Source organism: Microbacterium koreense (assembly GCF_042677105.1).
GTDB classification, from domain to species: Bacteria; Actinomycetota; Actinomycetes; order Actinomycetales; family Microbacteriaceae; genus Microbacterium; species Microbacterium koreense.
In genome coordinates this window covers 2154680-2178994 of the sequence record NZ_JBHTIM010000001.1, presented here as the reverse complement: position 1 = coordinate 2178994, position 24315 = coordinate 2154680, and the positions used below count along the sequence as shown (strand labels likewise).

Here is a 24315-nt window from a genome sequence, read left to right as displayed (position 1 = left end):
CTGGTCAGTGGACGGCGGCCTGACGGTACTCGGACGGTGTCATGTTCCACCGGCGGTTCATGTGCAGACGCAGCTGCGAGGCGCTTGTGAACCCTGACCTGCGGGCGACCTCCGCGATCGACAGCTCCGGGTTCTGCCGGAGCAGTTCGCTCGCTGTGGTCACGCGGCGCTGGCTGAGCATCGCTGCCACACCGTCACCGACGATGCGGTAGACCTGTCGACGGCTGAAGTGCAGGGCCTCCGCGAGATGGGCGACATCGAAGCGGGCGTCGCGGTGGTGGGCGTCGATCAGATCGTGCACCCGCACCAGGAGGGGGTTCTCCTCCTCGATGTGCGGGAGGGTGGATGTCTGTTCCCGTGCGATCTGCACGACGAGGTTGATCAGCACATGCTCGACGCGGTCGTTCGATGGTGTGCCGCGCCTCAGATCCCGATGCAGGCTCGTCACCACGGCCCGGGAGGCGCGTACGAGCGGCGTCGCCTCGAGAGCTGCCGTGGTCACCGGAGTGCCGGCGGTCTCGAGCGGGTCGCGAGGGACCACAACCGCACGCGCCGCGTCGCTGCGCGCGCTGTTGCACAGGTGCCGTTCGGCGACCAGGTATGACTTGAGCGTCGGTGTCTGACCGTCGGATCCCGCGGCATGGTTGCGTGTGTGCAGAAGCATCACCGTCGAGCCCATCGGATCGAACGCCTGGGCGGCATCCAAGACTCCGCCGACAGAGCCCGTGAGGACGGCGCAACGCGATACGGCAATCAGGTATGCATCTTCCGCGGCCACGGTTCCCCCTCGGGGGAGCGGTGGATGCAAGAGTCGTCGATGCGATCCCCCAAGACCACCGACGCCATCATTCCAGCGGCAGCCCGAGACTCCGGCTATCGGCAACGCGACAGCGCGCTATCGGATCGGCGACGGTTTCGCCTGCAGGACGGCTGAGGGTGAGATGCCGAATCGTTCGCGGAACGTCACCGAGAACTCGCCGGGATGGAAGAAGCCGCACTGCATCGCGATCTCGGTGACCGTCGTCGATCCGGGCTCTGCGGTGCGCAGGAGTGCCTCCGCCCGTGTGAGACGGTGGTCTCGCAGCCACTCGCTCGGTGTCTCGCCGAGCTCGCGGCGGAAAGCCCGCTGCAACCCACGCGCACTCACGCCGACCGCGTCGGCGACACGGGCGAGCGCCAGCGGCTCTGCCACGTGGGCCTCCATGAAGGCGATCGCGTCCGACACCCGCTTCGAGTGGAGGCGCTCCGTGTGGGGCCCACCGTGGAACGCGGGCATGGACAACACGATCGCTTCGACGGCGACGTGCATCTGATGCCGAATGAGCTGCGCATTCGCAGGAGACGCACCTTCGAGAACGAGCAACGCCGTGCTGTGCAACATGGATACGGCAGACGCCGCGAGGTGGAAGGTCTGCACGTCGGAGAATCGTTCCGCGATGTTCCCGTCATCGCCCGTGAGGCGCCGGACGGCGTGCTCGACGACATCCTGCTTGACCGTGACGATCACCTGGTCGTAGTCGCTTGAGATGTCGGAGCGGAACTCTCGATACGGCGCGATCACCGTTGCATCGTGACCGGTGACGTCCAACTCATCCCGGCCGTAGCGCAGGTGGGCTTGACCGGTGAGGGTGATGGGGAAGAGAAAAGTATCGGGGGCGGTGTCGCCGGGAATCACCGTGACGCCGCCCCCATAGGAAAGATGGGCGAGCGAGATCGCTCCGCCGTCGATCACGTGCAGGCAAGCGTCCAAACTGCCGACGCGATCATGCGTGAGGATGCGGTGGGGTCGGGTCGGCGGGCTCGCGAGACTGACGAACTCGTCGATGTCTGTGACGTGTTGTGCGGTGCGGAAGCCCTCAGTGGTGATCAGCTCCGCCAAGCGCGCGGCGGGCATCTGTTTCTCCTTGGGGCCTGCAACGGGGGATACGCGGGCGTCCTCACATGATGGACGGCACCGCCCCCGGATGCAAGCAGGCGCGAGGGGACCGGCCCCTTCGGCGCCGTCGGGACGGAGCCGCTGCGGCCGTCGTGAGGTGTCAGGAGGTGGGTCCGGTAGGCGGCCTCGGCGCTTGACGACACGATCCGCCGCGCGTTCGTCGGACATCGACGGTTGACACCTGTTGGCGTGCGACGTACGGTATGAGTACTTGTATACAACGCAGGATACAGAAACGTGTTCTGCCTCGTCTCGTCACAACGCAGTGGAGCAAGAGTGGATCAAGTCCTCCTCGTCGCCCTCAACGGGCTGACCCTCGCTGCCGTGTACTTCCTCGTCGCCAGCGGCCTGACGTTGATCTTCGGTCTCATGCGCGTCATCACGATGGCTCACGGTACGAGCTATCTGCTCGGGGGATACGTCGGCTACGTCATCGTGCGCGAGACCGGCAACTGGTTCGTCGGGGCGCTGGGCGCAGCGGTCACGATCGGCATCCTCGGCATCATCATCCATCAGGTCCTGATCCGGCGGTTCCAGGACGACGACATGCGGGTGGCGCTGATCACTCTGGGTGTCTCGCTGATCGGCACGGACCTCATGTTGGCGACCTTCGGCGGAACGGCCACACAGGTCCCCGTGGATGAGTCGCTCCAATTGGCGACCGTGAACCTCCCCGTCGTGGGGACGTATCCGGTGCTCCGCTTGCTCGTCCTCGCGATCGCGATCGTGATCGGCATCGCGTTGGGGCTGCTCATCACAAAGACGAGGTTCGGCGCCGTCGTTCGGGCCGGCGTCGACGACGCTCCGATGACCGCCGCGACCGGGGTCAACATCGGGTTGGTGTTCGCCGCGGTGTTCGCGCTGGGATCCGCTCTCGCAGGCTTCGCCGGCGTCGTCGGAGGAACACTGTTTCCGCTCCTTCCCGGACAGGACGCAACCTACCTCTTGTACTCACTGGTCGTCGTCATCGTGGGCGGTATGGGGTCGATCTCGGGAGCAGCGGTCGGCGCGACGCTGGTGGGACTCGTCTCACAGTTCGCGCTGGTCTACGCCCCGACCTACTCACTGGTACTCACATTCGCGCTCATGGTCGTCGTGCTGGCACTGCGGCCCCAAGGATTGATGGGACGGGCGGTATGACCGGGGACAAGAACGCATTCGACGCGCTGCGTACACCGCCGCGCACGGGGGCGATGAAGTGGGTCCCGCTAGCGCTGATCGCCGCGGTGATCTTGTTCGCGCTGATCTTCCCGTTCATCGTCGACCGACCTCGGTTCTGGCTCCCCAACATCGGGGTGCGCACCTTCTGGCTCGGCATCATCGCGATGAGCCTCGTGTTCCTGAACCGCTACGTGGGGTTGCTCTCCCTTGCGCAGGTGACGATCGCGGGTGCGTGTGCGTACGGGGTCGGCTACATGATGGTGACCCTCGAGCAGCCCTTCGTGGTCGCCAGTCTCGTGGGCATCGTGGTGGGGACGGGACTGTCGACGCTGATCGCGTTGATCGCGGCGCGTACTCGCGCGATCTACTTCCTCATGATCACGTTGGCGATGGGGCAGGTCTTCTACTCGTGGGCGTCCCAGTCGATCGAGATCACCAACGCGCGACGCGGTCTGGCACCTGTGATCCGGCCCGACCTCGGCATCGTCGATCTGAGCGATATCCAGTCGTTCTATTACTTCGCCCTGATCGTCGCCGTGCTGTGCTACCTCATGTGCCGGCTCGTCGCGGGCTCGACCTTCGGCATCGCCCTCCAAGGTGTGAGGGACTCACCGGATCGCATGAAGGCACTCGGATACAACGTGTTCGGGTATCGCGTCGCGGCCATCACGTTCGCCGGCTTCATCGCGTCGATCGGTGGCGTGCTCCTCGTGATGGATCGCGGTCAGGTCGACCCGGATGTCGTCAGCCTCGGCTCGACGCTTGACGTGCTCGTCGTCGCCGTGATCGGTGGGATCGGTTCCCTCGGCGGCGTGTTCGCCGGCGGTCTCGTCGTCACTCTCTTGGCGAACTTCGCCCAGAACTTCACCGAACGCTATATGACCCTGACGGGTCTGGTGTTCATCCTCGTCCTGCTCTTCGCCCCGGCGGGCCTCGCCGGTGTGGGGGCGCAGGTGCGGCGGTGGCTCGACCGTCGTCGGAAGCGGGAATCGTCCGACACGCCACCGCAGAACCCGCCTATGGCTGACCGGCCAGAGGAAACAGCAATCGCAGAAGGGAAGCAGCAATGAAGCTGAGGAAGCGGGGGATTCTCCCCGGGATCGCATTGGCAGGGGCTACTGCTCTCGTCCTGGCCGGATGCTCCAGTGACTCTGGATCCGGTGACGGAGGCGGTGACGCCGGCGGCGACACCATCAAGATCGGGGTCCTCTCGACGGCCGAAGGGAACCTGGCCTTCGGTATGGACGAGGCCAAAGCCGCGGTGGCTGCGGCAATGGAGCAGCGCGGCGGTACGGCGGACGGCGGAGAGATCGCGGGCAAGGACGTCGAGTTCATCTACGCGGGAACCGATGGCACGACCGCGTCGGCGCAGACCCAGGTCAAGAAGCTCGTCGAGAACGACGGTGTCGACATCGTCCTCGGGCCGGCATCCGGCGACGAAGGTGAGACGGTCGTCCAATACGCGCTCACCGTTCCTGAGGTCACGTTCGTCAACGGTGCAGCCAGTCCGGTGGGGATGACGCTCGAGGGAGCGGATAACTTCTTCCGGTTCCACGGCGACTCGGCGATGTGGATGGGCGGCGTGGGGGACTACGCCTACAACGAGAAGGGCTACGAGAACATCTACCTTCTCGCTGAGGACTACTCGTTCCCGTACGACAACGCAGGCGGGTTCTTCACGGAGTTCTGCAGCGCGGGCGGCGACATCGTCGGCGCGTCGTGGGTGCCGGTCGGCACGACGGACTACGCCACGATCATCTCGCAGATCCCTGACGATGCCGACGCCGTCTACGTCGGTCTCGGTGGCGCGGATGCTGCGAGCTTCCTGTCGCAGGCGGTGACCAACGGTGTCGACAAGCCGCTGGTCGGCGGCACCATCGCGATCGACATCACGGCGCTCTCCGGAGACGCGAACATCGCATCGGCGGCAGCCGGAATGATCTCGGGCGGACCGGTGCCGGGCACCGGGTACGACAACCCGATCTGGGACGATTTCGTCGCTGCCTACCAGCAGCAGCCGAACACGTTCCCCGAGCCTTCGATCTTCGCGCTGCTGTACTACAACAGTGTCGAGTCGCTTCTGCTCGGGCTCGAGGCTACCGACGGTGACCTTTCCGACGACCAGGCGGCTCTGCGCGACGAGCTCCGTGCACTGACCTGGGATTCGCCGACCGGGACGATCTCGGTGGATGAGAACAACCAGGCGGTCGTCGACAACTTCATGAACGAGGTCGTCGAGCTGGAGGACGGCACGCTCGCCCTCGACACGATCACCTCGACCTCCGGCGTGGCTCAGGAAGGGGTCATCTTCGACCGCTTCGAGAGCTGCGCGGACATCCAGTAGTCGGGAGGTGTCGCCGGCTGCACGCGCGGCCGGCGACACCTGCCAACCCTCAGGCAGAGAAGGAACGGATCCGATGTCTTCCTCGTTCGCAGACGCGCTCGTCGTCGATGACGTGTCGAAACATTTCGGTGGGCTCAAGGCGATGCGGCACGTCAGCATGCGGTTGGGCGCGGGGGAGCGGGTGAGCGTCATCGGCACCAACGGTGCGGGAAAGTCGACGCTCTTCAACTGCGTCGCCGGAGCTCTCCCCGTCTCGAGTGGGACGATCACCCTCTTCGGGCAGGACGTCACGCGCTGGCCGGCGGCCCGTCGCGCTCGGGCGGGGCTTGCGCGCACCTTCCAGACGTCGCGACTGTTCCTTCAGCTCACCGCGGCCCAGAACGTGTACGTCGCGCTCGGAGCCCAGATGAAGGGGCATCCCCTTCGCCTCGCGCGACGGGAAGGCGCCCGATGGGAACGGGTGGCCGAACTACTTGACCGCGTCGGTCTCTCTGGGCGCGGTCCGCAGATCGTGGGGGACCTCTCCCACGGTGAACAGCGCCAACTCGAGCTCGCGATGGCACTCGCGCTGCGTCCGCGGCTGTTGATGCTCGATGAACCCGCGGCCGGGTTCTCGCCGGCGGAGCGCGCGCACCTGGTGACGCTCTTGAACGCTCTGCCCGAAGAAATGAGCCTGCTGCTCATCGAGCACGACATGGACATCGCGCTCGCGGTAGCCACACGGGTGATCGTGATGCATGACGGCGAGAAGCTTCTGGAGGGCACGCCGGACGAGATCCGCCGCTCGGAGCGGGTCCGAGAGATCTACTTGGGAGGGGCGGTCGGAGATGCAGCCTGACAGTGCACCCACGTTCGAAGTCGACCGGCTCAATGTGTCGTACGGGCATGTCCACGTCCTTCAGGACGTCAGCTTTTCGATGGGACGCGAGCCGCTGGGCATGGTCGGCCGCAACGGCATGGGCAAGTCGACCCTGACCAACGCGATCGCGGGCTTCCTGCCCTCGCAGAGTGGCGAGATCCGGTTCGCGGGTGAGAACCTCGTCGGCCGCAGCCCGAACAGGATCAATCGTGCGGGAATCGGCTACGTCCCCCAGGGGCGCCGGATCTTTCCCTCGCTGAGCGTGCACGAGCACCTCACGATGGTCCGAAAGGTCCGCGGAGCACGGTGGGATGTGGCGGGGGTCTATGACCTCTTCCCGCGGCTTGCCGAACGGCGGCGGAACGGCGGTGCAGAGCTGTCGGGCGGTGAGCAGCAGATGCTCGCGATCGGACGCGCACTGTTGACCAACCCGCGGCTGCTCGTGATGGACGAGCCGAGCGAAGGGCTCGCGCCGGCCATCGTCGACCACATCGCCGAGGTGTTCCGGACGCTCGTGGACGAGGGGCAATCGGTGTTGCTCATCGAGCAGAATCTGCGCTTCGCCACGGAGCTGTGCGATCGGATCCTGATCATGGTCAACGGGCGGATCGCCGCCGACCTGCCCGCTGATGAGATCGCGCGGGATGCCGAGCTGCAGAACACCTACCTGGGCGTCGTATAGCGGGCCCGGCGCGAGTTCACACCTTGACATGAAAGTGTATGTGAAATAGTGTACTTACTTGTATACAACTACGGATACAAGGTCAGCGAAGACCGGTACGGTGCTCGCGGACCTCAGGCTGAAGGAGACGCATGAGCGCGGAACTGACCCCCAGCCCCGTCAGCGGGGGCAACTACCTCCGCGGGGTGATCGAACGCGAACTGGCATCCGCGCTGGGCGCCGACAACGTCAGCGACGACGTGCAGGATCGACAGGATGCGGCCGCCGACTGGTCATGGCAGTCGAAATTCATCTCCTACAAGGGACTCGAACAGCCGGCGCCCGACTTCGTCGTCCGTCCTGGATCCACCGCCGAGGTCGAGCGTGTGGTCCAGATCGCGACCGATTTCCGCATCCCGGTCATCCCGCGCGGCGGTGGCACGGGAACCCAGGGGGGAACGCTCGCGCCGTACGGTGGGATCGCCTTGGACCTCACCCGCATGGATGCGATCGTCGACCTTGACGAGGAGAGTCTCGTCGTGACCGTCGAAGCGGGCATCGACGGACCGACGCTCGAGGAGCACCTCAACGAGCGCGGCCTCACCCTCGCGCACTACCCGGGGTCGTATCACATGGGTGCCAGCGTCGGCGGTTTCGTCGCCGCCCGCGGTTCGGGTGTCGTGTCGACGAAGTACGGCAAGGCCGAGAACCAGGTGCTGCAGGTCGAAGCCGTGATGCCTCCCGGCCGCACCATGACCACGCTACGGGCCCCCAGCCATGCGGCAGGACCCGATCTGCTCCAGGTCCTGGTCGGGTCAGAGGGCACCCTCGGTGTCATCACACAGGCCGCACTGCGTGTGGACCCGTTGCCGAAGCGTCGGGAGTTCCTGTCGTTCAGCTTCCCCGACATCTTCGCGGGCATGGAAGCCGGACGTCTCATCATGACGCGCCGCCTTCGTCCTGCCACCATCCGCTTGTACGACGAGGCCGACTCGGTCAAGTTGCAGGAGTGGGTGGGGACGCCGTTCCAGGGAACGCTGATGGTCATCATGTGCGACGGAGACGACGAGCTCGTCGACTACGAGACGCGCGCGATCACCGAACTCGCCGAGCGTGCCGGTGGGACCGCGCAGGGGTCCGATGTCGGACGTATCTGGTGGGAAGGCAAGTACGAGCCCTACGCGAAGGGCAAACTTCCCCAGCCGCCGTTGATGTACGGCACGTTCGACCAGGTGGCGCGCTTCCGCGACCTCCCCGAGATCTATCGCGCCAAGAAGCGCGTGATCGAAGAGGAGTTCGCCGAATACGGGGCGCGCTACACCGCGCATCTGTCGCACTGGTACGACTGGGGCTCGATGCTCTACGACCGGTTCTATGTCGACAACCCTCCGGAGGACCCCGCTGAGGCGATGACGCTGCACGATCGCTTGTGGGATGCCGGCATCCTGACCGGCCTCGCGCATGGTGCCGTCCTCAACGACCATCACGGTGTGGGCATCAAGTTGGGTCGATTCATGCGGCCGCAACTCGGCGAGGGGTTCGACCTACTCCGCTCGCTCAAAGACGCGTGGGACCCCGACGGCATCATGAACCCTGGAAAACTCGGGTTCGGGCCTCCCCGCGCCCCGCGATTGTGAGAGCGAGGGGGATGTCCACCGACGAACCACGAGGTGCGCGGCGAACGTGTACCGCGCCCCACTGACCTGAACCACCGATACCGGCACCGTCACGTGCCACGACTCAAGGGAGAGTATTCATGCACCTTTCCATGCACAACTGGATGCGCCAGGAGCCGATCGAAACGACGATCGCGCGTTTGGCGAAGTACGGCTACAAGTCGATCGAGATCTCGGGCGAGCCCGAGAAGTATGACGCGAAGCACGTGCGCGGTCTGTTGGACCACTACGGGCTGAACTGTTGGGGCTCGGTCACGCTCATGGTCGACAAGCGCAACCTGCAGTCGGCCGACGAGGCCAAGCGCGCCTCGAGCGTGCAGTACGTGAAGGACTGCATCCAGCTCGTCCATGACCTGGATGGTCAGATCCTGACCCTCGTGCCGGGGACGGTCGGCAAGGTCGTGCCCGACTCGACGCCGGAGGCCGAGTGGGCCTGGCTCGTCGAAGGCGTCAAGGAGATCTACGAAGTCGCCGAAGCGAAGGGTGTGCGCGTCGGGATCGAGCCCCTCAACCGCTTCGAGTCGTATTTGATCACGCGAGCCGAGCAGGCACTCGCGCTCGTCGACGCGGTCGGCCCGAACCTCGGCGTCGTGCTGGACGCGTTCCACATCAACATCGAAGAAGAGAACCTCTACGACGCGATTCGTCTGGTCGGTGGTGACAAGCTCGTCGACGTTCACGTCGCCGAGAACAACCGGATGCCGGCAGGATACGGCGACTACGACTGGGAGAAGTTCGTGGGCGTGCTCGACGAGATCGGCTACACCGGTGCGCTCACCGCCGAGTTCGTCGCCCCCGTGGATCGCACTCCCGCCAACAAGTACCCCAATGCCCTCGAGACGAACTTCGACAACCTCGAGATCGACGAGGAGCAGCTGAAGTTCATCATCGACCACGGGTCGTCGATCCTCACCGAGGAGTACTACGACTGGCTCGTCGCCGAGAACGCCAAGACGCTGCTGCCGCTCATCGACGACAAGTTCTGAATCGAAGGTTCCCCGCATCATGGCCAAGGTCGTCATCGTCGCAACGCTTGACACGAAGGGTCCGGAGGTCGCCTATCTGCGCGACCGGCTGCACACCTTCGGTGTCGAGACGCTTGTCGTCGACACCGGCATCCTTGGCGAGCCGGTCGGCATCACGCCCGACGTGACGCATGCCGATCTCGCGCTTCGGGCGGGATCGACGATCGCCGAGGTGCAGCAGTTGGGCACCCGCGGCCATGCCGTGGAGGTGATGCGTACGGCGGCTCGCGATCTGGTCACCGAGCTGTTCGCGCGGGGGGAGTTGCGCGGCGGCATCGCCATCGGCGGCGTCGGCTCGGTGATGGGTGCGGCGGCGATCCAAGAACTTCCGGTCGGGGTTCCGAAGATCGTCGTCGCGCCCACCGCGAGCGGCCACCACGAGTTCGGGCCATACGTCGGACACACGGATGTCTTCGTGGTCCACTCGGTCGTCGACATCCTGGGGCGCAATCCCGTGCTCACGACGGTGCTCGACAACGTCGCCGCGGCGATGTGCGGCATGTTGCGCGATGGGCATCCGCTCCCACCGCCCACCGCGGGAAAGCGCTACGTCGCGGCGACGATGCTCGGCAATACGACGAAGGCCGTCGAAGCGGTGCGCGATCGCCTGGACGCGGCCGGGTTCGAGACCGTCGTCTTCCATTCCAACGGCGTCGGTGGACCGGCGATGGAGGAACTCATCGCGGCCGGGCAGTTCGTCGGCGTGGTCGATTACACCACCAACGAGATCACGGACCCACTGGTCGGCGGTATCCACGACGGTGGCCCGGACCGTCTCACCGTCGCGGGGCGCCTCGGACTGCCCCAGGTGCTCGTTCCCGGGTGCGTGGACTTCTCCGTCTGGGCACCGACGACGATTCCCGACGCCCTCCGAAATCGCCCCATGTACGAGCACAACCCGGAGTACACCCTCGTCCGTGCGTCGCACGCAGAGAAGGCCGAGATCGGACGGATCTTCGCGGAGCGGGTCAACTCCGCCACGGGACCCGTCCGGGTGGCCTTCCCGACGCAAGGTCTCTCGATGCCGGCGGTGCCCGGAGGCGAGTTCTGGGATCCCGAAGGCGATGAGATCCTGCTCGGCGCAATCCGTGCACACCTACGACCGGACATCCCGCTCGAGACCATCGACCTGCACATCAACGACCCCGCGCTCGGTCGACTGGTCGCCGAGCGCTTCCTCGAACTCATGGGTTCCGCCGGCCTTCCGGCGCACCCTGCTTGACCACGAACCCACCCTAAGGAGAGCACCATGCCCACCGTCCGATCAGAGTCCTCTGGAAACGAACGCGAGGTCGCCCACCTCACCGAGGGGGACGAGGAGTTCCGTTCGAAGTTCGTGTCATGGAACCTCGCCTATCTGTCGTACGTCGACATCCGCGAATACCTCTCGGTGAAGGACACGATCCTCGTGCCCATGGCGTCCACCGAGCAGCACGGCCCACACCTGCCGCTTTACACGGACACCATCACCGCCGTGGAGATCACGGAGCGGATCTCCGAGGCGATCGGCGTTCTGCACACGCCCCCGCTCTGGGCGGGCTACTCGCCGCAGCACATGTACGGCGTAGGTGAGGGACGCGGCACCATCACCCTGCGCTCATCGACGCTCTTGGACATGATGTACGACGTCGCCCGGTCGCTCATCCACCACGGCTTCAACCGCATCATCTTCATCAACGGGCATGGCTCGAACACGAAGGTCGTCGACCCCGTGCTGCGTCGGTTGCGGTATGAGACCGGCGCCATGATCTCGTTCGTGAAGCCCTTCATGGAACGCTACGAGGGCATCCTCAAGGGGCTCATGGAGAACCCGCCCGAGGAGACACCGGGGTGGCACTCGAGCGAGCTCGAGACCTCGCAGGACATGGCGTGGCGTCCCGAGCTCGTGCGCATGGAGCGTGCGGTCGACACCCGGGCGCACACTCCCGAATTCCTGCCCGATGCGTTCAAGAAGGACGATGGGATGCCGGACACGGAATTCGAGGGGTACCAGTACTTCACGTTCCCCATGGACCACCACGAGTTCGTCGAGAACGGAATCATCGGCAACCCGATGCGTGCCACCCGCGAGAAGGGTCTGGAGGCATTCACCCGGTACTCGGAGCATGTCGCCCGCGGCATCCTCGAGCTCATGGAGGTGCCGGTCGAGGTACACGACCGCGAATTCGTCGACCGCACGATGTGATCGACGCTCGCTGACGCCATCCGCCGACGGCCCGAGCGCCGTCGGCGGATGGCATCCAAGCTCGTGTACAAAGGTGTACGTTGAGAGCGGAGGGAACCATGGCCCTGGTAGAGGACAATCACTCCCGGGTGCAGAACGCGTACGACTATCTGGTCGCCGAGATCACCGCATTCCGGATCCGAACCGGCGCACCGCTGTCGGAGAACCGGATCGCGGCGCAGCTGGGTATCTCGCGCACGCCGGTGCGTGAGGCGTTGCAGCGTCTCGAAAAGGAAGGCCTCGTCCGCCGGACCGAGAACGCACGCTTCACGGTCGCGCAACCCACGACGCAGGAGGCGAACGAGGCGCTCGATCTTCTCGAAGTGCTCGACACGTACATCGCTCGACGCGCGGCGGAATTGATGACACCCGAACAGGTGGACCAGATCCGTGCCTCGGTGGACCGCATGGTGGAAGCCGCCGCTGCCGGTGACCGCGATGCGTGGTCAGAGGCGGACATCGCCTATCACCGGGTCGTCAACGGGATCGCCAACAACGCACTGGTGTCCGAGACGGTCAAGGCCACCCGTCGACGCGTCCAGAGGTTCTGGCTCCACGCACCCTCGATGGGCTCCCGCCTCGAAGATTGCTCGATGGAGCACCGCGTCCTCGCCGACGCGATGATCGAGAAGCGCTACGACGACATCGAACCGGCCGTCAAGGAGCACATCTCGCACATGCGCGAGCGCATTCTCGACCTCTTGGCGACGACGAGCGTCCTGTTCGGCTGACCACGCGCGCGGTGCGGTCGTCGACCGTGCCGTCAACGACGAAGACCCCCGGTCTGGAATCCCAGATCCGGGGGTCTTTCACTCTGTGCGCGAGGGGGGACTTGAACCCCCACGCCCTAATACGGGCACTAGCACCTCAAGCTAGCGCGTCTACCTATTCCGCCACCCGCGCAGAGTCTCGGTCGCTTTCGCAACCAAGGAAAAACACTATCACGTCGAACGCACCCCGCCGAACCGGGCCCGGCGAAGACGGTAGGTTTGTGCTCATGCCCACGGAGGACTCTTCACTGCCCGACGTCGTCGAGATCGCGCGTGATCTCATCCGTTTCGACACGACGAACTGGGGCGGAGGCAAAGCCCGCGGTGAGCGCGAGGCGGCGGAGTACGTAGGCGCCTACCTCGAGGGCCTCGGCCTCACTCCGGAATACTTCGAGCCGATTCCTCGACGAACGAACGTGATGGCCCGTGTTCCCGGTCGCGATCGGTCACGGCCGGCGCTCGTGGTGCACGGTCACCTCGACGTCGTGCCGGCCATCGCCGAAGACTGGAGCGTGGACCCCTTCGCGGGTGAGATCCGCGACGGCATGCTGTGGGGCCGCGGTGCGGTCGACATGAAGAACATGGATGCCATGATCCTCACGTCGATCGGTGAGATCTTGCGTGCGGGCGAACAACCCGAGCGCGACATCGTTCTCACGTTCTTCGCCGACGAGGAGAACGGCGGGGTCGAAGGTTCGGAACTCGTCGTTCGAGAACGCGCCCACTGGTTCGACGGCGCCGCCGAAGCGATCAGCGAGGTGGGCGGGTACTCCGTCGCCGTCGGCGGTCGGCGCGCGTACCTGTTGCAGGTCGGCGAGAAGGCCCTGCTGTGGATCAAGCTGCGCGCCCGGGGGCGCGCCGCGCACGGCTCCAGCTACCACCTCGACAACGCCGTGACGCGGCTCGCCGAAGCCGTCGCGGCGCTCGGCCGCACCGAATGGCCGGTCGAACTCACGGCCACCACCGCGGCGACCGTCGAGGGACTGGCGGCGATCCTCGGCGTGGATTCCGACGATCCGGATGCCGTTGCCGCTGCTGCGGGACCGGCATCGCGCTTCTTGAGATCGTCGCTGCGCACGACGACGAACCCGACCGGCCTCACCGCCGGCTACAAGCACAACGTGATCCCCGATCTCGCCGAGGCGCTCATCGACGTGCGTGTCCTTCCGGGCACGGAACAGAAGGCTTTGGCAGACATCCAGCGCATCGTCGGCGAGGACGTCGTCGTCGAACTCGTCCACGGCGACATCGGGCTGGAGGTTCCCTTCGCCGGCGGCCTCGTTGAAGCGATGGTGGCGGCCCTCGGCCGTCACGATCCCGATGCCCCCGTCATCCCCTACCTCTTGGGTGGCGGGACCGACAACAAGGCCCTCGCCGGCCTCGGCATTACAGGCTATGGATTCGCGCCCTTGCAGCTGCCGCCCGATCTCGACTTCACCGGGATGTTCCACGGGGTCGACGAGCGGGTGCCGACAGACGCGCTCGTCTTCGGCAAGCGCGTATTGACCGACCTCCTCCGCTCGTACTGACCTCGACGGATGCCGCGCGCGGCATCCCTGTGAAAGGCCGCCCATGCAGCTGCTCGAAGCGCTCTTCCTCGGGCTCATCCAGGGGCTCACCGAGTTCCTGCCGATCTCATCGAGTGCACACCTGCGCATCGTCGGAGAGTTCCTTCCGTCCGCGCAGGACCCCGGCGCGACGTTCACGGCGATCACCCAGATCGGCACCGAGCTGGCGGTGCTGCTCTACTTCTGGAAGACGATCGTCCGCATCATCGCGCGGTGGGCGCAGTCCTTGGCCGGTCGGGTACCTCGCAACGACCCGGACGCGCGCATGGGCTGGCTGATCATCATCGGATCCGTCCCGATCGCCGTCCTCGGGTTCCTCTTCCAGGACGTCATCCGCAACACCTTCCGAAACCTGTGGCTCGTCGCCATCGTGCTGATCGCGTTCGGCATCCTGCTCGGCGTCGCCGACCGGTGGGGGCGTCGCCGCCGGGAGCTCGACACGTTGACCTACCCCCACGGCCTCGCGCTCGGCTTCGCGCAGGCGTTGGCACTGGTGCCCGGGGTATCGCGTTCAGGCGCGACGACGACGATGGGCCTCGCACTCGGGTACACCCGACCCGCCGCCGCCGAATACGCCTTCTTGCTCGCGGTACCGGCGGTGTTCGGCAGCGGCTTCTACGAGCTGCTTCAGAGCTTCGAGGAGCCCGGTGGTCCGTACACCTTGGTCGAGACCGGAGCGGCGACGCTTGTGGCTTTCGCCGTCGGACTCGCCGTGATCGCGTTCCTCATGCGGTACCTCAAGCGTGGCAGCTTCCTGCCGTTCGTGATCTACCGTCTACTGCTGGGAACGCTCATCATCGTGCTGCTTTCCACCGGGGTCCTGCAGCCCTACTGAGCAGGGACCGGGTTCACCGCCGCGGGTCGTCGCGCCCGGAGCGACCGTCGCCCGGCTTGCCGGGGCCGTCGCTGCGTCGCAGATACCGTTCGAATTCCTGCGCGATCGCATCGCCGGATGCTTCTGGCGAATCCCAGGTGTCGCGCGTGCGTTCGAGCTGATGGATGTACTCGGTCATCTCTTCGTCGTCGGCCGCAGCGGCGTCGATCGAGGCCTCCCATGCGATCGCTTCGGTCGCGAGTTCTCCCGGGGGGATCGGTGCGCCCGTGAGCTCACCGAGCTTGTCCAGGAGGGCCAGCGTCGCTTTCGGTGAGGGCGTGTGGCCGGCAACGTAGTGCGGCACGCTCGCCCAGAGGCTCGCCGACGGGATGTCGGCGGCATCCGCGCCGGCCGTGAGGACGCTCAGGATTCCGACAGGGCCCTCGTAGGTGCTGCGTTCGAGTCCCAGGGTCGTTCGGACCTGCTCGCTCTCGCTCCCCATGAAGACCGAGATCGGTCGGGTGTGCGGTACGTCGGACATCATCGACCCCAGCGAAACGAAGCCGCTGATGTCTTCCCGGAGGGCGACGTCGATGAGCTCACCGCAGAACGCCTGCCAGGCGCGCGCGGGTTCGACACCGGTGAGTAGCCACAGCTCCGGACCCTCGCTCACACGGGTGGGACGCAGGATCGTCGTCTCAGGCCAGCGCAGCGATCGGCGCCCCTCGCCGTCGGTCTCGAGCTGCGGCCGTGTGTACTGATAGTCGAAGTACAGCTCGGGATCGACCGAGAAGACCGGTTCGTAGGACCCGGAATTGCGCAGATGCGCGATCGCCGACGATGCCGCTTCGCCCGCGTCGTTCCAGCCGTCGAAGGCGGCGACGAGGACCTTTCGACCCAGTGCGTCCACGCGATCTCCCTTCCCCGCCTGAGCGGACCGCCGCCCGGCGTTCGTGTGGGTGCCTTCCAGAATAGGCGTCGACCCGAGTGCGCGGGCGCGACGGTCCGCTGTCGGCGAAACCCGATCGATAGCATGGCCTGATGACTTCTCCACCCCTCTCCGCCGTCCTGTGGGACATGGACGGCACTCTCGTCGACAGCGAGCCGTACTGGATCACGGCGGAGACGGCGTTGGTCGAGGACCACGGCGGCACGTGGGATCACGAGCAAGCGCTCCAGCTGGTCGGGCTGGCACTGGAGGACTCCGCCCGCGCGTTCCAGCACGCGGGCGTTCGGATGTCGACCGGCGCGATCATCGATCACCTCACCTCCGCGGTGATGACCCGATTCGCGACAGACGGCATCCCGTGGCGGCCGGGGGCGCGCGAGCTGCTCGCCGAGCTCAGAGAGGCGGGGGTCAAAACCGCGCTCGTCACGATGTCGATGCGGCGGATGGCCACGACGGTCGCCGACCTCATCGACTTCGACGCATTCGACGTCATCGTCGCCGGTGACGACGCGAACCGGCCCAAGCCGTTTCCCGACCCCTACTTACAGGCCTGTGAGGCGTTGGGTGTCGATGTCGCCGACGCCGTCGCGATCGAGGATTCGCCGAACGGTCTCCGAGCGGCGCTCGCGTCGGGCGCTGCCTCGCTCGGAGTGCCGCACATGGTGTCGCTCGAAGGCGTCGGCGCCCACGCACTGTGGCCGACGCTCGCGGGGCGCACGGTCTCGGACCTCGCATCCGTGCGCACCGCGCGTGATCACCGGGGAGGCCACCGATGACGTCACGCCCGAGCGGTCCGTTCCGGTACGGCGATCGCGTGCAGTTGACCGGACCGAAGAACCGACTCCACACGATCACTCTCCGCGAGGGTGGTGAGCTCCACACACATCACGGTGTGCTGCGTCATTCGGTGCTCGTCGGGCAACCCGACGGTTCGGTGGTACGCAACAGCGGAGATCACGAGTACCTCGCCCTACGCCCTCTCTTGCGGGACTTCGTCATGTCGATGCCGCGCGGAGCGGCGATCGTGTATCCGAAGGATGCCGCGCAGATCCTCGCGCAGGCCGATGTCTTCCCGGGTGCGACCGTCGTGGAAGCCGGCGTCGGTTCCGGAGCCCTGTCGCTGTGGCTTCTTCGAGGAATCGGCGAGCAGGGTCGCCTGGTGTCGTTCGAACGGCGCGAGGATTTCGCGGATGTCGCGACCGCCAACGTCGAGACATTCCTGGGCGAGCAGCCCGAGAATTGGCGCGTGGTCGTGGGTGACCTCGTCGAGGAGCTCCCCGGCGCCGTGGAGCCCGCCACGGTCGATCGTGTGGTCCTCGACATGCTCGCACCGTGGGAATGCGTCGACGCGGTCGCCGAGGCGTTGACACCGGGTGGTGTGGTGGTCTGCTACGTCGCGACGGCCACACAGCTGAGCCGGGTCGCCGAGTACATCCGCAACACCGGTCTGTTCACAGAACCGGACGCGAACGAAACGATGGTGCGCGGCTGGCACGTCGAGGGGCTGGCGGTACGTCCGGACCACCGCATGGTGGCGCACACCGGCTTTCTGCTGTCGGCGCGCCGGCTAGCCCCGGGCGCGGTTCCGCCGGACGTCAAGCGGCGCGCGTCGAAGACGAGCTACGGTGACGAGGATGTCGAGCTCTGGACTCCCGGTGCGGTCGGCGACCGTCAGATCACCGACAAGAACCTGCGCAAGCGCGTGCGTGAGGCGCAGCGTGCGGCCGACGGTGCACGGCTGGCGGCGGGACGCGCCGACGACCCCGTCTAAACTGTCGTGGTGCGCACTGCCTCGCTGAAAACCGCTGCCCTCGCCGTCCTCGGACTCGCCGCCGTCGGACTCGCCGGCTGCTCGACGCCCACCGAGGCATCGTGTGTCCGCCCCGCCGCCGACTCCACGGCACTTGATCTCGTGACGGTCTCGGACGACTTCGGCAGCACGCCGCAGATCGACCTCTACACGCCGTTCCACGCCGACGAGGCCTCCGCCGTCGACGTCGTCGTCGGCGACGGGCAGCGCATCACCGATGAGCGGCAATTGATCGCGTTCGACCTCGCCCTGGTCAGCGGTCAGAGCGGCGAGGTACTGGGGGAATACGCGGGGCAGACCGGCCAGGTGTCGACGTTCGAGCAGCTTCTGCCCGCGATGCCCGACGCGCTCCACTGCGCGACGGCGGGGTCGCGCGTCGTGGTCGCCCTGTCGCCCGATGACATCACGTCGGAGTTCGCCGCCGGGCTGGGCATGACCGCCGATGAGTCGGCCGTGGCCGTGATCGACGTGCGCGACGTCTACCTGGCCCAGGCAGACGGGGCCGACGTCTTCGTTTCGGACAATTCTCTGCCGGCGGTCGTCCGCGCGGTCGACGGGCGCCCCGGCGTCATCGTGCCCGACTCGGCGCCGCCGAGCGACGTCGTCGTTCAGACCCTCAAGAAGGGCGACGGCACCACCGTCACCGGCGACGCCCCGGTGCGTGTCCACTTCGTCGCCGTCGACTGGGACACGAAAGAACTGACCCAGTCGACGTGGGACAGCGAGCCCCCGTCGATCTCGCTCGAAGCCGAGAGCCCGGTGCTCGCCGAAGCGCTCACCGGCCAGACCGTCGGCTCTCAGGTGCTCGTGGTCCTGCCCGCCGGGGCGGGGGCGGGCGGTGTGCCTGCCACGACGATCCTCGTGCTCGACATCCTCGGCATCGATCCCGCCGTCACCGAGTAGGCGACTCTAGGATGAGGGGGTGTCTGCCGCAGCCCCCGCCAAGCTCCCGCCGGAGGAGCGCCTGGTCAACCTGGTCGTCGCCCTCATGGCCACCGAGCAGGGGCTGACGAAAGACACCATCCTCGCGTCGGTGTCGGGGTATCGGGAACAATCAGAGGCGGGCGCGTCAAAGGATGCGCTCGAGAAGATGTTCGAGCGCGACAAAGAAGCGCTACGCAAGCTCGGCGTCCCGATCGAGACGATCGGCGATTGGGCTGACCCCGATGATCTCCGCGAAGCCCGGTACCGGGTACCGTCTGCGGAGTACGAGTTGCCCGAGGACATCACCTTCACGCCCGCCGAGCTCGCTCTGCTGACCCTTGCGGGCGGGGTATGGAGCGAGAACTCGCTGTCTGCTGACGCACGCAGCGGCGTGCGCAAGATCCGTGCTCTCGGTATTCCACTCGAAGACCCGATCATCGGCTTCGCTCCGCGACTGCACGCGAGAGAATCCAGCTTCGTGGCCTTGCAACAGGCGATCGAGCAGTCGCGGGTCGTGCGGTTCTCGTACCTGATGCCGGGACGCAGTCAGTCCCGGCGTCGTCGTCTTCAACCTCTGGCGCTCGTCGAGTATGAAGCGCGGTGGCATGTCTACGGTGTCGACCTCGACCTCGAGGCCGATCGCACGTTCTTGCTGTCGCGTATCGTCGGCGAGGTCGACATCACGCGGGAACCGTTCGACGAGAGCCTGCGGGTCGGCGCAGGGGAGCGTGCGCTGCGGGGGCTCGACGAGGTGGCCTCGCGCAACTTTGCTCTGGTCGAGGTCACGCCGGGGACGGAGGCCGCGCTCCGGTTGGCCCGGCGAGGCACCCCCGCGGGCCAGGGACTAAGAGTTCCTTTCGTCGACGCCCACGTTCTCGCCGACGAGCTGGCATCGTACGGCCCGGAGGTGCGGGTCGTCGCGCCCGACGATCTGCGAGAACATGTCACCGCTCGTCTGCGTGCAGCCATCATCACGAACGGGGGAGAGGCATGAACCGTCGGCCACCGCTGGTCGCCACCGACCGGGCGGCGATGATGCTGCAGCTCGTGCCCTTCCTGCTCGGCGAGGGTGAGATCTCTTTGGCGGATGCCGCGGCCGAGTTCGACGTCACCCCGGCCCAGATGCGCGCCATGGTCGAAAAGCTCACCGTGATCGGTTTGCCCGGCGAGGCAGGCTACTGGCAGATGTCCAATGACCTGTTCGACATCGATTGGGACCTGCTCGATCAGCAGGACCGCATCGTCATCACCAACGCCGTGGGGCTCGAACGTGCGCCTCGACTCACTGCTCGTGAAGCTGCGGCGTTGCTGTCCGGACTGCAACTGGCACGTGCCATCCCGGGCGTCGGCGACACCGAGGTTTTTGCGGGGCTCCTGGCCAAGCTCGCACGGGGGGCATCGAGTGCACCGGCCGACGTGATCGTCGCGCCGGGGCCCGTCGACACAGCGCGCGACCTCGTCGCGACAGCACTGCGCCGCGGCGTCGCGGTCAGCTTCACATACAAGGCGCCTGAGGCAGCCGCCACCACGCGCACGGTAGACCCCGTGACGGTCATGATCGCGCACGGTCAGTGGTACCTGCAGGGATGGTGCCATCTGCGCCAGGCGATGCGTACCTTCCACCTCGACCGCGTGAGTGATCTGGCGCTGACCGATGTCGCCGTCACGCACGCCCGGGAATCGGTGCCCGAGTGGTTCGACTCTGCAGCCGACGGTGAGGTCGTGGTGCGGTTGCGGTTCGCCGACGACGTCGCCACGCTCCTCGGGGACTATCTCGAGCGCGCGGAGGTGTCCTCTGCTGGTGGGATCACGACCGCGGTCATGCGCGTCGCCGACGAGCTCAGTCTTCGCCGTATCGTCGTGCGGCTGGGCGGACAGGTCGAGATCCTGGCACCCGAGGGAGCGCGCCGGGCTGCCGTCGACTGGGCCCGCGCCGGGCTCGCGCTCTACGGCTGACCCCTCCGCCACGCCGTGTGCCCGCCATCGGTCGGCATCCGGGTTACACTGACACGAGGCCGTCGGAAGGACGAAAATGGGAATCCAAGGCTGGCAGTGGCTCCTCATCCTCTTGGTGATCCTGCTGCTCTTCGGCGCCGCGAAGCTTCCGGCGCTCGCCAAGAGCATGGGACAGTCCGCCCGAGTGTTCAAGGGCGAGATGAAGGCGATGAAGGACGACGACACGACCGCGAAGGATGCGGACGCGGAGGGGGCGACGGCGCCGAACGCCGAGGCGCCCACGTCCGATTCACGAGGCAACGCCTCATCCACGACCTGAGCCCACGGTGGTGACGACGGGACCGCGGCGCGTCGACGATCCCGGCTCGCCGCGGCGAGAGAGGCGCATGTCGCTCGGCCAGCACCTGGTCGAGTTGCGCAAGCGACTGATGATCGCTGCGATCGCGCTGGTTGTGGCGATGATCGGAGCGTTCTTCCTGACCGATCCGGTGATCTATCTGATCACCGAGCCGATCCGCCTCATCGCGGAGTCCCGCGGTGAAGACTCGGCCGTCGAGCTGATGTTCAGCACGGTGACCTCGGGCTTCGATCTGCGTCTGCGGATGGCGCTGGCCATCGGCATTCTGCTTTCGGCACCCGTGTGGATCTGGCAGGCCTGGGCGTTCCTCGTCCCGGGCCTGACGAAGCGCGAGATCCGCTACACGGTCGGTTTCGTGCTCGCCGCCATCCCCCTTTTCTTCGCCGGATGCGCGACGGGGCTGTGGGTCATGCCGAACATCGTGCGGCTCATGGCAGAGTTCGTCCCCGAGGGCGCCGCGGCGTTCTACGAAGCGACCTACTACTACGACTTCGTCTTCAAGCTGCTCCTGTTCGTCGGGGTCGCGTACGTGCTGCCGGTCTTCCTCGTCGCCCTGAATCTCGCCGGCGTCATCTCGGGACGCGACATCCTCAAGGGGTGGCGCGTGGCGATCATCGTCTCGGTCGTTTTCGCTGCTCTCGCCACGCCACCGGCCGATGTCGCATCGACGTTCATCCTCGCCGGGATCATGACGCTGCTCTTCGTCATCGCGGCGGGGCTGTCGATGCTGTTCGACTGGCGCCGAACGCGGCGGGAGCGGCGTTCTGCCACGGGAACTCCGCTGTGACGGAACCGACCCCGGCCGAACGGTTCGCTCTCGCACGCAACGCGGCGGCGCATCCGCTCACCGGCGACTTCGCGGCGATGCAGCGATTCGACCTCGACCCTTTCCAGATTGCGGGATGCCAGGCGCTCGAAGAGGGCCGTAGCGTGCTGGTTGCTGCGCCCACGGGCGCGGGAAAGACAGTGGTCGGTGAGTTCGCGATCCACTTGGCGATGCGCGAGCCTCACGACAAGGCGTTCTACACGACGCCCATCAAGGCGCTGTCGAACCAGAAATTCCGCGAACTCCAAGAGGTCTACGGCGCCGATCAGGTCGGCCTGCTCACCGGCGACACGAACATCAACGGCAATGCCCGCATCGTCGTGATGACCACAGAGGTCCTGCGCAACATGATCTACGCCGACTCGTCGGCGCTGCGGGGACTGCGCTTCGTCGTCATGGACGAGGTGCATTACCTCGCCGATCGATTCCGGGGTGCAGTGTGGGAAGAGATCATCATCCATCTGCCGTCGGCGGTCCGGCTGGTGTCGCTGTCGGCCACCGTCTCGAATGCCGAAGAGTTCGGTGACTGGCTCGACACCGTGCGGGGAGACACCGCGGTCATCGTCTCCGAGACGCGCCCGGTGCCGCTCGAACAGCACGTCCTCGTCCGTGGTGACCTCCTGCCGTTGTTCGATGACCGCGCCGGCATCGCCACGGCTCAGGTCAATCAAGAACTCATGCGCCTACGGTCGTTCAAAGGGCCCGCGTTCGAGAACGACCGCCGCGCCCGGGAATTCCGATCTTCCGGGGGATACGGCGCCGGGTCCCGTCGCCCCCACCGTGGCGGCAAGCGCCCTGTGCGGGCCGCGAACGCGCAGCGCGTCGAACGGCTGGATCGCCCCCAGGTCGTCGAGCTGCTCGGTCGTGCCCACCTGCTGCCGGCGATCTTCTTCATCTTCAGCCGGGCCGGATGCGATGCCGCGGTCCAGCAGGTGCGGCGTAGCGGTGTACGACTGACGACACCCGATGAGCGTCGGCAGATCCGGGGGATCGTCGAGGATCGCACGCGCACTCTCCTCGACGAGGACCGGGACGTGCTCGGCTACGACCTCTGGCGAGACAACCTGGAACGCGGGATCGCTTCCCATCACGCGGGTCTGCTCCCGGCGTTCAAGGAAGTCGTCGAGGAGCTGTTCCGCCGCAAGCTCGTGAAAGTCGTCTTCGCGACGGAGACGCTCGCGTTGGGGATCAACATGCCGGCGCGAACGGTCGTCCTCGAGAAGCTGGAGAAGTTCAACGGCGAAGCGCGCGTCGCCATCACCTCGGGGGAGTACACCCAACTCACCGGCCGCGCCGGTCGCCGTGGCATCGACGTCGAGGGCCATGCGGTCGTCCAGTGGACCGAGGGCCTGGATCCGCAAGCCGTCGCCGCCCTGGCCTCGCGCCGAACCTATCCGTTGAACTCGAGTTTCCGCCCGACGTACAACATGGCGGTGAACCTGATCGATCGGTTCGGACGCGCCCGCGCGCGCGAGATCCTCGAGTCGTCGTTCGCCCAGTTCCAGGCCGACCGGGCGGTCGTCGGGCTCGCGCGGCAGGTGCGCGAGCAAGAGGAATCGCTGTCGGGATACCGCAGTGCGATGACCTGCGACCGCGGCGACTTCGAGGAGTATTCCGGCATCCGCCGCGAACTCAGCGACCTCGAGAAGCAGAACCGCAAGGACGCCAACGCGACGCGCGCCACCCGCGACCGACGGCAGCGTCAGATCAGCAGCCTGCGCAAGCGCATGCAGCGACATCCGGCGCACGGATGCCCCGACCGCGAGACTCACGCGCGGTGGGCCGAGCGGTACTGGAAGCTCAAGCGGCAGACCGACAAGATCCGTCGTCAGATCGATGCGCGTACCGGCGCGGTCGCCCGGGTGTTCGACCGTGTCGTGGATGTGCTCGACGAATTGGACTACGTCGTGGTCGACTCCAACGGCACGACGACGCTCACTCCCGCCGGTCGTACCATGCGCCGGATCTACGGGGAGCGCGATCTGCTCGTCGCGGAAGCACTGCGGACGGGCTTGTGGGCGGACCTGGATGCTGCTTCCCTCGCCGCGCTCGCGTGTGCCCTCGTCTATGAGCCGCGCCGAGATGACACCGGACCAGGTCCGCGCGGATTGCCCCGCGGAGCGTTCCGTCCCGCGCTGGAGGCCACCCAGGAGCTCTGGCAACGCCTCGACGACCTCGAGCGCGCCAATCACCTTCCCGGATCGGAGCCGGTCTCGACGAGTCTCTCGGGAGCCATGTACGCGTGGGCAAGAGGGATGCCGTTGGACCTCGTCCTCGACGACGCCGACATGGCAGCGGGCGACTTCGTGCGGTGGGCCAAGCAGACCATAGACCTTCTCGATCAGTTGTCCCTCGTCGCCGACGCGGGTGTCGCGATCACCGCGCGGAAAGCGCTCGATGCCATTCGCCGCGGCATCGTCGCGTACTCGTCTGTGTGACCATCAAGATGGGCGA

Annotated in this window: 23 protein-coding genes and 1 tRNA gene; 20 read left to right on the top strand and 4 right to left on the bottom strand. The window is 66.4% G+C overall.

What is annotated here, in order from left to right:
• Positions 1-4: 4 nt before the first annotated feature.
• On the bottom strand, positions 5-778 hold the full coding sequence (locus ACFQZV_RS10200; RefSeq protein WP_378749182.1) for a helix-turn-helix domain-containing protein: 774 nt from the start codon (positions 776-778) through the stop codon (positions 5-7).
• 117 nt (positions 779-895) lie between these two features.
• Positions 896-1894 (bottom strand): helix-turn-helix transcriptional regulator, encoded by a 999-nt coding sequence (locus ACFQZV_RS10195; RefSeq protein ID WP_378749180.1) that lies wholly within the window; start codon positions 1892-1894, stop codon positions 896-898.
• A gap of 318 nt (positions 1895-2212) precedes the next feature.
• Here ACFQZV_RS10195 and ACFQZV_RS10190 point away from each other — a divergent pair, with 318 nt between their 5' ends.
• The 10 genes from ACFQZV_RS10190 (at position 2213) to ACFQZV_RS10145 (ending at position 12617) form a co-directional block, all read left to right on the top strand.
• Positions 2213-3076 (top strand): branched-chain amino acid ABC transporter permease, encoded by an 864-nt coding sequence (locus tag ACFQZV_RS10190; protein ID WP_378749178.1) that lies wholly within the window; start codon positions 2213-2215, stop codon positions 3074-3076.
• The gene (locus ACFQZV_RS10185; protein ID WP_378749176.1) at positions 3073-4167 is read left to right on the top strand and encodes a branched-chain amino acid ABC transporter permease; all 1095 of its coding nucleotides are present in this window, start codon (positions 3073-3075) and stop codon (positions 4165-4167) included. The genes ACFQZV_RS10190 and ACFQZV_RS10185 overlap by 4 nt, the downstream gene beginning before the upstream one ends.
• Positions 4164-5441: an ABC transporter substrate-binding protein gene (locus ACFQZV_RS10180; RefSeq protein WP_378749174.1), complete on the top strand. Its 1278-nt coding sequence runs from the start codon at positions 4164-4166 to the stop codon at positions 5439-5441. The genes ACFQZV_RS10185 and ACFQZV_RS10180 overlap by 4 nt, the downstream gene beginning before the upstream one ends.
• Before the next feature lie 73 nt (positions 5442-5514).
• Entirely contained in the window at positions 5515-6279 is a 765-nt protein-coding gene (locus ACFQZV_RS10175; protein ID WP_378749172.1) for an ABC transporter ATP-binding protein, read from the top strand.
• Complete coding sequence (locus ACFQZV_RS10170) at positions 6269-6982, top strand: ABC transporter ATP-binding protein (protein WP_378749170.1); 714 nt, start codon at positions 6269-6271, stop codon at positions 6980-6982. The genes ACFQZV_RS10175 and ACFQZV_RS10170 overlap by 11 nt, the downstream gene beginning before the upstream one ends.
• Before the next feature lie 131 nt (positions 6983-7113).
• Entirely contained in the window at positions 7114-8598 is a 1485-nt protein-coding gene (locus tag ACFQZV_RS10165; protein WP_378749168.1) for an FAD-binding oxidoreductase, read from the top strand.
• Between the two features lie 119 nt (positions 8599-8717).
• On the top strand, positions 8718-9623 hold the full coding sequence (locus tag ACFQZV_RS10160; RefSeq protein ID WP_378749166.1) for a sugar phosphate isomerase/epimerase family protein: 906 nt from the start codon (positions 8718-8720) through the stop codon (positions 9621-9623).
• A 19-nt stretch (positions 9624-9642) separates the two neighbouring features.
• Positions 9643-10884 (top strand): Tm-1-like ATP-binding domain-containing protein, encoded by a 1242-nt coding sequence (locus tag ACFQZV_RS10155; protein ID WP_378749164.1) that lies wholly within the window; start codon positions 9643-9645, stop codon positions 10882-10884.
• Between the two features lie 27 nt (positions 10885-10911).
• Positions 10912-11847 carry a creatininase family protein gene (locus tag ACFQZV_RS10150; protein WP_378749163.1) on the top strand — a complete coding sequence of 312 codons (936 nt, stop codon included), beginning with the start codon at positions 10912-10914 and terminating at the stop codon, positions 11845-11847.
• 98 nt (positions 11848-11945) lie between these two features.
• On the top strand, positions 11946-12617 hold the full coding sequence (locus tag ACFQZV_RS10145; protein WP_378749161.1) for a GntR family transcriptional regulator: 672 nt from the start codon (positions 11946-11948) through the stop codon (positions 12615-12617).
• An 86-nt stretch (positions 12618-12703) separates the two neighbouring features.
• On the opposite strand, the gene ACFQZV_RS10140 is transcribed toward ACFQZV_RS10145, so the two are convergent.
• A tRNA-Leu gene (locus ACFQZV_RS10140) sits at positions 12704-12789 on the bottom strand.
• A 94-nt stretch (positions 12790-12883) separates the two neighbouring features.
• Here ACFQZV_RS10140 and ACFQZV_RS10135 point away from each other — a divergent pair.
• Positions 12884-14185, top strand: a complete 1302-nt coding sequence (locus ACFQZV_RS10135) for a M20/M25/M40 family metallo-hydrolase (protein ID WP_378749159.1) — start codon at positions 12884-12886, stop codon at positions 14183-14185.
• 43 nt (positions 14186-14228) lie between these two features.
• On the top strand, positions 14229-15059 hold the full coding sequence (locus ACFQZV_RS10130) for an undecaprenyl-diphosphate phosphatase (protein WP_378749156.1): 831 nt from the start codon (positions 14229-14231) through the stop codon (positions 15057-15059).
• 13 nt (positions 15060-15072) lie between these two features.
• Here the strand turns inward: ACFQZV_RS10130 and ACFQZV_RS10125 are convergent, their stop codons facing one another.
• Positions 15073-15948: a PAC2 family protein gene (locus ACFQZV_RS10125; RefSeq protein ID WP_378749154.1), complete on the bottom strand. Its 876-nt coding sequence runs from the start codon at positions 15946-15948 to the stop codon at positions 15073-15075.
• Positions 15949-16079: 131 nt separating this feature from the next.
• Between ACFQZV_RS10125 and ACFQZV_RS10120 the strand changes: the two genes are divergently transcribed.
• The 8 genes from ACFQZV_RS10120 to ACFQZV_RS10085 all read left to right on the top strand — a co-directional run bounded on the left by ACFQZV_RS10120 (position 16080) and on the right by ACFQZV_RS10085 (position 24299).
• Entirely contained in the window at positions 16080-16763 is a 684-nt protein-coding gene (locus tag ACFQZV_RS10120) for an HAD family hydrolase (protein WP_378749152.1), read from the top strand.
• Positions 16760-17758, top strand: coding sequence for a tRNA (adenine-N1)-methyltransferase (locus ACFQZV_RS10115; protein ID WP_378749150.1), 999 nt, complete (start codon positions 16760-16762; stop codon positions 17756-17758). The genes ACFQZV_RS10120 and ACFQZV_RS10115 overlap by 4 nt, the downstream gene beginning before the upstream one ends.
• Positions 17759-17767: 9 nt before the next feature.
• Positions 17768-18700: a hypothetical protein gene (locus tag ACFQZV_RS10110; RefSeq protein ID WP_378749148.1), complete on the top strand. Its 933-nt coding sequence runs from the start codon at positions 17768-17770 to the stop codon at positions 18698-18700.
• 19 nt (positions 18701-18719) lie between these two features.
• Complete coding sequence (locus tag ACFQZV_RS10105; RefSeq protein ID WP_378749147.1) at positions 18720-19715, top strand: helix-turn-helix transcriptional regulator; 996 nt, start codon at positions 18720-18722, stop codon at positions 19713-19715.
• Positions 19712-20677 carry a helix-turn-helix transcriptional regulator gene (locus ACFQZV_RS10100; protein WP_378749145.1) on the top strand — a complete coding sequence of 322 codons (966 nt, stop codon included), beginning with the start codon at positions 19712-19714 and terminating at the stop codon, positions 20675-20677. The genes ACFQZV_RS10105 and ACFQZV_RS10100 overlap by 4 nt, the downstream gene beginning before the upstream one ends.
• 76 nt (positions 20678-20753) lie before the next feature.
• On the top strand, positions 20754-20996 hold the full coding sequence (gene tatA, locus ACFQZV_RS10095) for a Sec-independent protein translocase subunit TatA (protein WP_378749143.1): 243 nt from the start codon (positions 20754-20756) through the stop codon (positions 20994-20996).
• 67 nt (positions 20997-21063) lie between these two features.
• Entirely contained in the window at positions 21064-21822 is a 759-nt protein-coding gene (gene tatC, locus ACFQZV_RS10090; protein WP_378749140.1) for a twin-arginine translocase subunit TatC, read from the top strand.
• Positions 21819-24299 (top strand): DEAD/DEAH box helicase, encoded by a 2481-nt coding sequence (locus ACFQZV_RS10085; protein WP_378749138.1) that lies wholly within the window; start codon positions 21819-21821, stop codon positions 24297-24299. The genes tatC and ACFQZV_RS10085 overlap by 4 nt, the downstream gene beginning before the upstream one ends.
• Positions 24300-24315: the final 16 nt, after the last annotated feature.